Source organism: Demequina litoralis (assembly GCF_030418455.1).
Classification (GTDB): Bacteria; Actinomycetota; Actinomycetes; order Actinomycetales; family Demequinaceae; genus Demequina; species Demequina litoralis.
The window spans coordinates 65,024-75,872 of sequence record NZ_JAUHPW010000004.1; the positions used below are offsets into that span (position 1 = coordinate 65,024).

At 71.1% G+C, this 10,849-nt stretch carries 11 protein-coding genes; 10 read left to right on the forward strand and 1 reads right to left on the reverse strand.

Translation table 11 applies throughout. The features are described from left to right. Nucleotides 1-227 precede the first annotated feature (227 nt). Entirely contained in the window at nucleotides 228-752 is a 525-nt protein-coding gene (locus tag QQX09_RS06230) for an inorganic diphosphatase (protein ID WP_062311193.1), read from the reverse strand. 72 nt (nucleotides 753-824) lie between these two features. Here QQX09_RS06230 and dacB point away from each other — a divergent pair, with 72 nt between their 5' ends. The 10 genes from dacB (at nucleotide 825) to QQX09_RS06280 (ending at nucleotide 10,837) form a co-directional block, all read left to right on the forward strand. Further along, nucleotides 825-2,246 carry a D-alanyl-D-alanine carboxypeptidase/D-alanyl-D-alanine endopeptidase gene (gene dacB, locus QQX09_RS06235; protein ID WP_301132404.1) on the forward strand — a complete coding sequence of 474 codons (1,422 nt, stop codon included), beginning with the start codon at nucleotides 825-827 and terminating at the stop codon, nucleotides 2,244-2,246. A 52-nt stretch (nucleotides 2,247-2,298) separates the two neighbouring features. Then, nucleotides 2,299-3,270: a tRNA lysidine(34) synthetase TilS gene (gene tilS, locus QQX09_RS06240; RefSeq protein ID WP_301132415.1), complete on the forward strand. Its 972-nt coding sequence runs from the start codon at nucleotides 2,299-2,301 to the stop codon at nucleotides 3,268-3,270. A 14-nt stretch (nucleotides 3,271-3,284) separates the two neighbouring features. Beyond that, nucleotides 3,285-3,821: a hypoxanthine phosphoribosyltransferase gene (gene hpt, locus QQX09_RS06245; protein ID WP_301132943.1), complete on the forward strand. Its 537-nt coding sequence runs from the start codon at nucleotides 3,285-3,287 to the stop codon at nucleotides 3,819-3,821. 229 nt (nucleotides 3,822-4,050) lie between these two features. Beyond that, nucleotides 4,051-4,878, forward strand: a complete 828-nt coding sequence (locus QQX09_RS06250) for an endonuclease domain-containing protein (protein ID WP_301132426.1) — start codon at nucleotides 4,051-4,053, stop codon at nucleotides 4,876-4,878. A gap of 227 nt (nucleotides 4,879-5,105) precedes the next feature. Further along, nucleotides 5,106-7,142: an ATP-dependent zinc metalloprotease FtsH gene (gene ftsH / locus QQX09_RS06255; protein ID WP_301132431.1), complete on the forward strand. Its 2,037-nt coding sequence runs from the start codon at nucleotides 5,106-5,108 to the stop codon at nucleotides 7,140-7,142. A gap of 2 nt (nucleotides 7,143-7,144) precedes the next feature. Further along, a complete protein-coding gene (gene folE, locus QQX09_RS06260; RefSeq protein WP_301132437.1) occupies nucleotides 7,145-7,711 on the forward strand; it encodes a GTP cyclohydrolase I FolE in 567 nt (188 codons plus the stop codon). 10 nt (nucleotides 7,712-7,721) lie between these two features. Further along, nucleotides 7,722-8,540, forward strand: coding sequence for a dihydropteroate synthase (folP, locus tag QQX09_RS06265; protein ID WP_301132443.1), 819 nt, complete (start codon nucleotides 7,722-7,724; stop codon nucleotides 8,538-8,540). Nucleotides 8,541-8,545: 5 nt separating this feature from the next. Then, complete coding sequence (folK, locus tag QQX09_RS06270; RefSeq protein ID WP_301132449.1) at nucleotides 8,546-9,577, forward strand: 2-amino-4-hydroxy-6-hydroxymethyldihydropteridine diphosphokinase; 1,032 nt, start codon at nucleotides 8,546-8,548, stop codon at nucleotides 9,575-9,577. A 22-nt stretch (nucleotides 9,578-9,599) separates the two neighbouring features. Next, nucleotides 9,600-10,067 (forward strand): DUF3180 domain-containing protein, encoded by a 468-nt coding sequence (locus QQX09_RS06275; protein WP_301132453.1) that lies wholly within the window; start codon nucleotides 9,600-9,602, stop codon nucleotides 10,065-10,067. A gap of 287 nt (nucleotides 10,068-10,354) precedes the next feature. Next, on the forward strand, nucleotides 10,355-10,837 hold the full coding sequence (locus tag QQX09_RS06280; protein WP_301132461.1) for a PH domain-containing protein: 483 nt from the start codon (nucleotides 10,355-10,357) through the stop codon (nucleotides 10,835-10,837). Nucleotides 10,838-10,849 lie beyond the last annotated feature (12 nt).

Here is a 10,849-nt window from a genome sequence, read left to right on the forward strand (position 1 = left end):
GTCTCGCGTGTATCCGCGGGAGCTGAAATAGCACCAGCGCTCCGCGCATCGTCCCTGGAAAGAGGACTGCGAATCGTGCGATCGCTCGGCTGTTTGAGGAAATCCTGAAATAGCGAAACGCGACGATGAGTGTCGCGCGGATCGGAACCCGCGCATCGTCCCGTCCCGGCGCGGGGGACATGCAGAAAGGGCCGGAGCCCCTCGGCTCCGGCCCCTCCCAGGAAGACTCAGTGGCTGCTCGGCGGGAGCAGCGGGTTCATGTTCGCGAACGGCGTGCCCTTGGCGCGCTCGAACGACGTGCGGATCTCGTCCTCGGCCTCCTCGCGCGACACCCAGTGCGCGCCCTCGACCGACTTGCCGGGCTCCAGGTCCTTGTAGACCTCGAAGAAGTGCTGGACCTCGAGGCGGTGGAAGTCCGACACGTCGGTCAGCTCCTGGCGCCACGTCTGACGCTGGTCGCCCACGGGCACGCACAGCACCTTGTCGTCGCCGCCGGCCTCGTCGCGCATGCGGAACATGCCGAGCGCGCGGCAGCGGATCTGGCAGCCGGGGAACGTCGGCTCCTCGAGCAGCACGAGCGCGTCCAGCGGGTCGCCGTCCTCACCGAGCGTGCCGTCGATGAAGCCGTAGTCGTCCGGGTAGCGCGTCGAGGTGAAGAGCATGCGGTCGAGCACGATGCGGCCGGTGTGGTGATCCACCTCGTACTTGTTGCGCGAGCCCTTGGGGATCTCGATGGTGACGTCGAATTCCATTCCTGGCGTCCTTTGGGGTCTGATGAGCCTGGTGAGTTCGGTACTAGTGTGGCCCATGTTCGGAGGTCGTGGGTGCGAAGAATCATCGCAGGCGTGAGCGTCGGCGTGCTGGCGCTCGCCGGCGGCTACCTCTATCTCGACGCTCAGGACGTGGTCCCGGGCTTCCTCACGGCCGAGCCGGCCGACGTCCCGCAGGCCCCCTTCATCACCCAGGCGCCCGTCGTCGCGGCCTCGCCGGGGGTGGACGATGCGGCTTCTAGTTTGTCGGCGGACGCGCCTCGGCCGTCGGTCTCCGAGGTTCAAGAACTCGCGGAGGCGCTGCGGGCCGACGACCGCACGGGGACGTCGACCAACGTGTCGATCGTCGACTACCTCGACGGCACCGTCTACGCCGACGTCTCCGCCGCCGACCCCCAGGTGCCCGCCTCCACCACGAAGCTCGTCACGGCGATCGCGGCGGTGTCCGAGCTCGGCGTCGACTTCACCACGCAGACCACCGTCACGTGGGACCGCTCCACCCGGACCCTCACCCTCGTCGCGGGCGGCGACTCCATGCTCGCCGCCGACGAGGGCCACCACGGCGACGTCGAGGATGCCGAGGACGCCGCCGAGGGTTGGGCCGGGCTCGGCGACCTCGCGGACCAGGTGCTGTCCTTCCTTGGAGAGGACGGGCGCGCCCTCAAGGTCCGCGTCGACGACTCCGACTTCCCCGGTCCCGCCTGGCCCAAGGAATGGCCCGAGTACGCCTTCACCATGGGATACGCGGCCCCCGTGACCGGCCTCGCGGTCCGCGGCGGCCGCCTCACCGAGGGCAACTACGTCGCCCGGGCCTCCGATCCCTCCCTCCACGCCGGCGAGCTCTTCGTCGAGGCCCTCGAGGCGCGCGGGCTGCGCGTCCAGGGAGAGGTGAGCCACGCATCGTCCACCGCGAAGGCCGTGGAGGTGGCGTCGGTGGACTCGGCGCCGCTGTCCGAGGTCGCGCGCCACCTGCTATCGGTGTCCGACAACACGGTCGCCGAGCAGGTGGCGCGGGTGCTCGCGCTCGAGTCGGGCTACAGGGCGACGCCGGCGGGGGAGGCGAAGGCGGTCGCCGCGGCGCTCTCGGATCTGGGCGTGACCACAGCCGGCCTCGAGCTGTACGACGGCGCCGGCTTCTCCGACCGCAACCAGATCTCCCCGGCGACCATGACGAGCGCGCTGCTCGCCGCCAAGGACGAGCCGTCGCTGTCGGGGCTCCTCGACTGGCTGCCGCTCGCGGGCCTCGAGGGCACGGTCGAGACCAGGTACGACGGCCTGCCGCCCGCCGGCTACTGGCGCGCGAAGACCGGCTCGCTCACGGGCGTCACCGCGATCGCAGGCGTGCTCGTCACCGCGGACGGTCGGCCGCTGGCCGTCGCGCTGCTCGCCGACGGCATGCCGTACGGGCAGGCGAACCCCATGGCCGCGTTCGACGACCTCCTCGGCGCGCTGGCAGAATGCGGTTGTGAGGGATGAGGGCAATCCGTTGACGGGACCTCATCCCGCCGTAGCCGCGTGCCGGGTGGCCGTGCGCGACGCCCTCGGGGATCTCGAGCTCGGCACCCGCGTCTGGGTGGCCGTCTCCGGCGGGCCCGACTCGCTGGCCCTCGCCGCCGCCGTCGCCTTCGTCGCCCGCAAGCAGGGCCTGTTCGCCGGCGCGATCATCGTCGACCACGGGCTGCAGCCCGACTCCGCCGTCGTCGCCGAGCGCGCCGCGCACGAGGTCCGGCGTGCGGGCATCCACACCGTCTTCGTCGAGAAGGTGACCGTGGGCCGCGCGGGCGGCATGGAGGCCGCGGCACGCGACGCCCGCTACGCCGCCCTCGAGGCGCGCATCGACGCCGAGGGTGGGCTCGCGCCCCTGCTGCTCACCGGCCATACGATGGACGACCAGGCCGAGACCGTCCTGCTCGCCCTCGCGCGGGGGAGCGGCGCACGGGCGTTGTCGGGCATCCCCGCCCGGCGCGGGCGCATCGTCCGGCCGTTCCTCAACGTGCGACGCAAGGACACCCTCGCCGCGTGCCAGGCCCTGGAGCTGGACCCGTGGCACGACCCGACCAACTACACCGAGGACGGGCCGCGGCGGTCGGCGCTGCGGACGAAGGTGATGCCGTCGTTGGTGGAGGTGCTGGGGCCGGGCGTGGTGTCGGGGCTGGCACGGTCGGCGGCGCTGCTGCAGGCCGACGCCGACGAGCTCGATCGCCAGGCCCGTTCCGCGATGGGCGGCTCCGCGTCGACGGTGCGCAGCGACGAGTGGCGCTGCGACATGCTTGCCGCCCTGCCCGACGCGATCCGCACCCGCATGCTCAAGATGCTCGCCGAGAACCGCGGCGCCGCTCCCATGACGGCGACGCACGTCGCGGCCCTCGATTCGCTCGTCACGGCGTGGAAGGGCCAGGGCGCGATCTCGCTCCCGGGCGGCTACGAGGCCCGGCGCGAATATGGCAGGCTGGTCATCAGCCACCCGGATGCCCCGAACACTGAGGAGAGGCCAGCGTGAGCTTCCAGTACGACATGAGCGACTTCTCCGAGGTGCTCGTCTCCGAGAACTCGATCGGGCGCAAGCTCGACGAGATGGCGGAGGCCATCCGCCGCGACTACGAGGGACAGGACCTGCTGCTCGTGGGCGTCCTCAAGGGTGCGGTCATGGTGATGGCGGACCTCGCGCGCCGCATGCCGCCGCACGTCCAGATGGACTGGATGGCTGTCTCTTCTTATGGGAGTGGGACGAAGTCGTCGGGTGTGGTGCGGATCCTCAAGGACCTCGACGCCGACCTCACCGGCCGTCACGTGCTGATCGTCGAGGACATCATCGACACCGGCGTGACCCTGTCGTGGCTGCTGGGCAACCTGCGCACCCGCGGCGCGGCCTCGGTCGAGGTGGCGGCGCTGCTGCGCAAGCCCAAGGCCGCGGTGGTCGAGGTGCCGTGCAAGTACGTCGGCTTCGACATCCCGCCGGACTTCGTGGTCGGCTACGGCCTCGACTTCGCAGAGAACTACCGCACGCTCCCGTTCGTGGCAGTGCTCAAGCCCGAGGTCTACGAGAAGTAGCCCCGCCCTGCGAGCGCCCATCCACGCAGGTGAGTCACTCTCCCACCGGGGCTCGGGCGTGTCGCGGTACGGAGGCGCCTCAGCGCGGCTGTGGCGCGTGGTCGGTGTGGAGGGGTAATCGGCGCCGGTCGGCGAGGGTGATGTCCCCGCACCGTCGGTGGGCTCGCGCCTATCCCCGGGTGCTCTGATCGGGCTTCCGGCTGAGGTCCCGAGGCGCGATCGTCGGGCCATGGATCCCGTCACTGCGCTGAACTCGCTCGGCCGCGCCGCGCGGCTGGGAGAGCTGAAGGAAGCAGGCGTCGCGAGCCGGGCGCTCGGACGAGCGGTGGCCACCCAGCGCATCGTCCGCCCTCTGTACGGATGCTACGCGCTGCCCAACGCCACGCGCGCCGACATCCTGCGCGCCGCCTACAGGGCCGAGCTGTGCTGCACCAGCCTGTGCGAGGCGCTCAAGCTGCCGGTGATCGAGCGTGACGGCGCGATCCACCTGGTGGTCCCGCGCGACCGTGGGCGGCGGGTCGACGACCGCCGCCCGCGGAAAGGCGTGGTGCTGCACCGCCACGGCGAGGAGGTCGTGTCCGATGAGGCGCGCGTCGCGGTCGCGCTCGACATGCTCGGGGTCTGTGCGGACCGGATGCAGCAGCTCGTGGCGATCGACGCGGCGCTCAACCAGCGGCTCATGACCATCGGTGATCTGGCGGCGTTCGAGATCACGGACGAGGCGCGCCTGCAGTGGCTCCGCGACCACGCCGACCCCGCGGCCGATTCGTTGCTCGAGACGATCACCCGCGTCGGCCTGGTCGACGAGGGATGGCGCGTCCGGTCGCAGGTGCCCATCGCCGATGCGGGCCGCGTCGACCTCCTCGTCGAGGACAAGGTCGTGGTCCAGACCGACGGTCGCGAGCATCATGACAACCCGGTCGCGTTCGTCGAGGACCGCCGCAGGGATCGCGCATGCGTCGCGGCCGGGTACCGGGTGCTGCGCTTCACCTACGACGACGTGATGAGCGCGATGCCGCGCGTGATCCGCGACGTACGCGCCGCGCTCGCCTATTGACCGCTCCTGCAAGTGGTGCGGTGGCTGGCCCACGCGGCCGTGCCCGTGGAGCCCAGATCTGGACCGTTGGGGCGCGACTCGCCGACGACACGCCCGAATGCTGGTGGGGGAGTGCCTCACCTGCGTGGATAGGTAACCACGTGGATACGTGCCCGCTATCAGGAGGGAAACGCCCTGAGCGAAACCTTTACCTCCTGTCAGACCCAGCGCGTAGAGTCGACCACACGATGAAGAACGTCCTCAACCTCCGCCTCATCCTCTTCTATGTCGCGGCCGCGCTCCTTGTCGGCTGGATGGTGTCCGGCCTGCTGGCGCCGCGCGTCGAGAAGGTGGACACGTCCGTCGGCCTCGAGATGCTCGACCAGAAGGTCGCCGAGCAGGTGAAGATCGTCGACGGCGACCAGCGCGTCGAGCTCACCCTGATCGAACCCGAGGACTTCCCGGACGGCGTCCCCGACGAGTGGGCCGACTACAACGGCCGCGTCGAGTTCTTCTACGTCGCCCCGCAGGGCGAGGAGGTCGTCAACGCCGTCAAGGCCGCCGACCCGGCCCAGGGCTACAACTCCGAGGTCCCGCAGACCTCCGTGTGGGCCACGCTCGCCTTCACCTTCCTGCCGATCCTGCTGCTCGTGGGCCTCTTCTGGTTCCTCATGTCGAACATGCAGGGCGGCGGTGGCGGCCGCCTCATGAGCTTCGGCAAGTCGAAGGCGTCCATGGTGACGCCCGACACGCCGACCGTGAAGTTCGACGACGTCGCCGGTGTGGACGAGGCCGTCGAGGAGCTCAAGGAGATCGAGGAGTTCCTCGAGAACCCGGCGAAGTTCCAGGCCGTCGGCGCGAAGATCCCCAAGGGCGTCCTGCTCTACGGCCCGCCCGGCACCGGCAAGACCCTGCTCGCGCGCGCCGTCGCCGGCGAGGCGGGAGTCCCGTTCTTCTCGATCTCCGGCTCGGACTTCGTCGAGATGTTCGTCGGCGTGGGCGCGAGCCGCGTCCGCGACCTCTTCGAGCAGGCCAAGAAGAACAGCCCGGCCATCATCTTCGTCGATGAGATCGACGCGGTCGGCCGCCACCGCGGCGCCGGCCTGGGCGGCGGCCACGACGAGCGCGAGCAGACGCTCAACCAGATGCTCGTCGAGATGGACGGCTTCGACATCCACACGAACATCATCATGATCGCGGCGACCAACCGCCCCGACATCCTCGACCCAGCGCTGCTGCGCCCGGGCCGATTCGACCGCCAGGTCGGCGTCGACGCACCGGACCTCAAGGGCCGCGTCAAGGTCCTCGAGGTGCACGCCAAGGGCAAGCCGATCTCCCCGGAGGTCGACCTCGACGCCCTCGCGCGCCGCACCCCCGGCTTCACCGGCGCGGACCTCGCGAACGTCCTCAACGAGGCGGCCCTGCTCACCGCGAGGCGCGAGAAGCAGCTCATCGGCCCGTCCGAGATGGACGAGGCGATCGACCGCGTCATCGCCGGCCCGCAGAAGCGCACCCGCGTGATGAACGACCACGACAAGCGCGTCACCGCCTACCACGAGGGCGGCCACGCCCTGGTGGCCGCCGCGATGCGCCACACGGACCCCGTCACCAAGGTGACGATCCTCCCGCGCGGACGCGCCCTCGGCTACACGATGGTGATGCCGCAGGAGGACCGCTACTCCAAGACCCGCAACCAGCTGCTCGACAACCTCGCGTACGCGATGGGCGGCCGGATCGCGGAGGAGCTCATCTTCGGCGACCCGTCGACAGGCGCGTCCAACGACATCTCGCAGGCGACCGAGATCGCCAAGCAGATGGTCACCGAGTACGGCATGTCGACCAAGATCGGCTCGGTGCGCCTGTCCGGCAGCTCGGGCGAGGTGTTCCTGGGCCGCGACATGGGCCACGGCCGCGAGTTCTCCGAGTCCGTCGCGGCGACGGTGGACCAGGAGGTCCGCGTGCTCATGGACAACGCGATGGCCGAGGCCACCCTCGCGCTCACCCAGAACCGCGGCATCCTCGACCGCCTCGCGGAGGAGCTCCTCGAGAAGGAGACCCTCGGCGAGAACGAGCTCGCGGAGATCTTCGCGCCCGTCGAGAAGATCGCCAACCGCGACGAGTGGATCTCCGGCCACTGGATCGCCGCCGCCCCCGAGTCCGCCAAGGGCGACGCCGTCGCGGTGCCCGTACGGATGGACGATGCGGCGGTATCCTCGGGCGACCAGGCGGGCGAGGGCGACGACGTGGTCCCCGCTCCCGAGCTGATCGAGCCCAAGGACAACTAGCCGTGACCGTAGACAAGCCCCGCATCGAGGCGGCGGTGAGGGAGATCCTCGCCGCCGTCGGCGAGGACCCCGACCGCGACGGCCTCAAGGACACCCCCAGCCGGGTGGCCCGCGCCTACGAGGAGTTCTTCAAGGGGCTCCACCAGGACCCCGCGGACGTGCTGAGCGCCGTCTTCGAGCTCGGCCACGAGGAGATGATCCTCGTCAAGGACATCGAGCTGTACTCGATGTGCGAGCACCACCTCGTGCCCTTCCACGGCGTCGCGCACGTCGGCTACATCCCCGGCCCCGACGGCCGCATCACGGGCCTGTCGAAGCTCGCACGCCTCGTCGACGTCTTCGCCAAGCGCCCGCAGGTGCAGGAGCGTCTCACCACGCAGATCGCCGATGCGCTGGTCGACGAGCTCGGCGCCCGCGGCGTCATCGTCGTCGTCGAGGCCGAGCACCTCTGCATGTCCATGCGCGGCATCCGCAAGCCAGGCTCGCGCACCGTCACCTCCGCCGTCCGCGGCATCATGCGCGACGTCGCGACCCGCGCGGAGGCCATGAGCCTCATCGCCGTCAAGTAGGGGAGGCGACGTGACGCTCGTCATGGGCATCCTTAACGTCACGCCGGACTCCTTCTCCGACGGCGGCCTCTTCGCCGAGGTGGACGATGCGATCGCCCGGGGCGTCCGGCTCGCCCAGGACGGCGCAGACCTCGTCGACGTCGGCGGCGAGTCCACCCGACCCGGCGCCGCGCGCGTGAGCGTCGAGGAGGAGCAGCGCCGCGTCGTCCCCGTCATCCGCGCCCTCGCCGAGGCCGGCATCGCGACCAGCATCGACACGATGAACGCCGCCACCGCGCGCGCCGCCGTCGAGGCCGGCGCGAGCATCGTCAACGACGTCTCCGGCGGCCTGGCGGACGATGCGATGGCCGCCACCGTCGCCGACCTCGCCGTCGACTTCATCGCCATGCATTGGCGCGCCCACTCCACGGAGATGGACCACCGGGACGAGTACGCGGACGTCGTGCGCGAGGTGGGCGCCGAGCTCGCGGCGCGCGTCGACGCCCTGGTCGCCGCCGGCGTCGGCGAGGACCGCATCGTCCTCGATCCAGGCCTGGGCTTCTCCAAGGTGACGGACTCCAACTGGCCGCTGCTCGCGCACATGGACGGGTGGGCCGGTGGCCGGCGCGTCCTGGTGGGCGCGAGCCGGAAGCGCTTCCTGGGCGCCGCGATCGCGCGCCCGGGCGTGGACGCCGCCGACCCGACCGCCCGCGAGGCCGCCACCATCGCGGTCACCACGCTCGCCGCCCGGGCAGGTGCCTGGGGTGTCAGGGTGCACGACGCACGTGCCGCCGTCGACGCGATCCGCGTCGTGTCGGCTTGGGAGAACGCCGCACGAGGGGAAGGATGACAGGCATGACGACGCCTTCGATCAGCCCGTATGTCAAGGACGGGGTCGAGCTCGACCAGATCATCGTCCAGGGGATCCGGGTCACCGGCTTCCATGGCGTGTACACGCCCGAGAAGGAATCGGGCCAGCTCTTCCTCGCGGACGTGGTCGCGCATGTCTCGACGCAGAGCGCCGCGACCAAGGATGACCTCGGGCGCACCGTCAACTACTCCGACATCGCCGACCGCGCCGCCGAGGTGCTCGGCGGCGACCCGAACGACCTGCTCGAGACCGTCGCCGAGCACATCGCGCGCGCGATCCTCGAGATGGAGGGCGTCCACTGCGTCGACGTCGTGGTGCACAAGCCGCAGGCGCCGCTGCACGTCGAGTTCCGCGACGTCATGGTGAAGATCCGCCGCGACCTCCGGTCGGGGACGCTGTGGGCGGACAAGCGCATCGGCTCCTCGGCCGGCATGCCGGGCGACCCGTTCGCGCCGCGCGTGCACTCCGAGAACCCCGCCGACAACCCGCCGCTCCAGCCGGTGGTCGCGTACCTCGCGCTCGGCGGCAACATCGGCGACGTCGACACCACCTTCCGCGAGGCGCTGTGGGAGCTGCACAAGATCCCCGGGATCATGGTCCAGCGCGCGTCGTCCCTGTTCAAGACCACCCCTGTGGGCGGTCCCGAGCAGGACGATTTCCTCAACGCCGTCGTCGAGATCATGACCGCGCTCGCGCCGCGCGAGCTGCTGGCCGCGTGCCAGGGCGTCGAGGTGCTGCACGGTCGCGAGCGGCACGAGGAGAACGGGCCCCGCACGCTCGACCTCGACATCGTCGCGTACGGCGACCTCACCATCGACGCCGACGACCTGGTGGTCCCGCACCCGCGCGCCACCTCGCGCGCGTTCGTGCTCAAGCCGTGGGCGACAGTCGCGCCCAACTACGAGATCCCCGGCGCGGGACGCGTGGGCGACCTCGCCGACGCGATCGGCGACGAGGGCGTCCAGCTGGTCCAGGAGCGGTGGCCGCAGCAGGACGCCGCGCCCGCGCAGCCGTGACCCCGTCCCGCCGGAGCGCCGCATGGAGCCGCTGAGCCGCATCCGCCTGCTGGTGCTCGCGGCGATCATGGGCGTGGTCGCGTGGGGCGTGTCGCGCACCGCGGTGAACTCGGGCGCCTCGCCGCTGTCGGTGCCGTGGACAGTCCTCGCGATCGCGGTCGCGGTCGGGGTGGTGGTGGTGTGGCTCGGCTGGACGGTGCGCCAGTACAGGCGCGGCAAGAACCCGGGCCTGAGCGGCCTGCGTGCCGCCCGCACCGCGGTGTTCGCGCAGGCGGCCGCGTACACGGGCGCGATCATCACGGGCGCGTTCGGCGGCTACGGCCTCGCGATCGCGGTCGAGTGGTCGCACAGCCCCCGCCGCGAGGTCGCGATCTCGGCGTTCATCGCGGCGGTCGGCGGGATCGTGCTCGTGGTGGCGGCGCTGCTGGCCGAGCACTGGTGCAAGGACGACTCCTCCGACGACAACGAAGGCGGCAAGGCGCCGGCCTGAGCGTCCGCCCCGCCGCCGCTCTCGCGAATTGGGTAGATGGTGGTCGCTTTCCCGGGGTTGCTGCGCGCCATGGGTAGACCAGTGTCGGTCGGTGCGGGTCACACGCGGCAGCCCCTCGCCTCCCGCTCCGCGATCCTCCTAGCCCCGCAGCGACAAGCGTCTACCCATGCGAGGCAGAGACCTCCGCAGACCGACAACCATGCACCCATTGCGGGAGGGGGCGGGTGGGAGGGCGAAACCCCGGAGCGGCCGTCCACGCGCGAGCCGGACCCTGGCAGACTGGAGGCATGTCCTGGTACGACAACGCCGCCGCTCCGTGGAATTTCGTCTCGCGCAAGCTCATCACCGCCCGCCTGGTGACGATGTGGATCTGGCTGGGCATCCTCATCCTGGGCGGCCTGGTCGCCTCGCTCCTCACCGGCGCGCCGCTCCTCCTCCTGGTCCCCGCGGCCGCGCTGCTGCTCGGAGGCTGGGGCAGCTGGCTGATCGTCCGCCAGGTGACCGCGCATGCGTGGGCCGAGGACGAGGAGGACCTCCTCGTGCGCCGCGGCCGCATGTTCCGCTCGGTGACGGTCGTGCCGTACGGCCGCATGCAGTTCGTCGACGTCAAGGCAGGCCCGCTCGAGCGCGCGCTCGGCATCGCCAAGGTCCAGCTCCACACCGCCTCGCCCGGCACCGACGCCTCGATCTCCGGCGTCCCCGCCTCCGAGGCCGACCGCCTCCGCGACCGCCTCACCACCCGGGGCGAGGCCCGCCTCGCGGGGCTCTGAGGGACGCGCGCG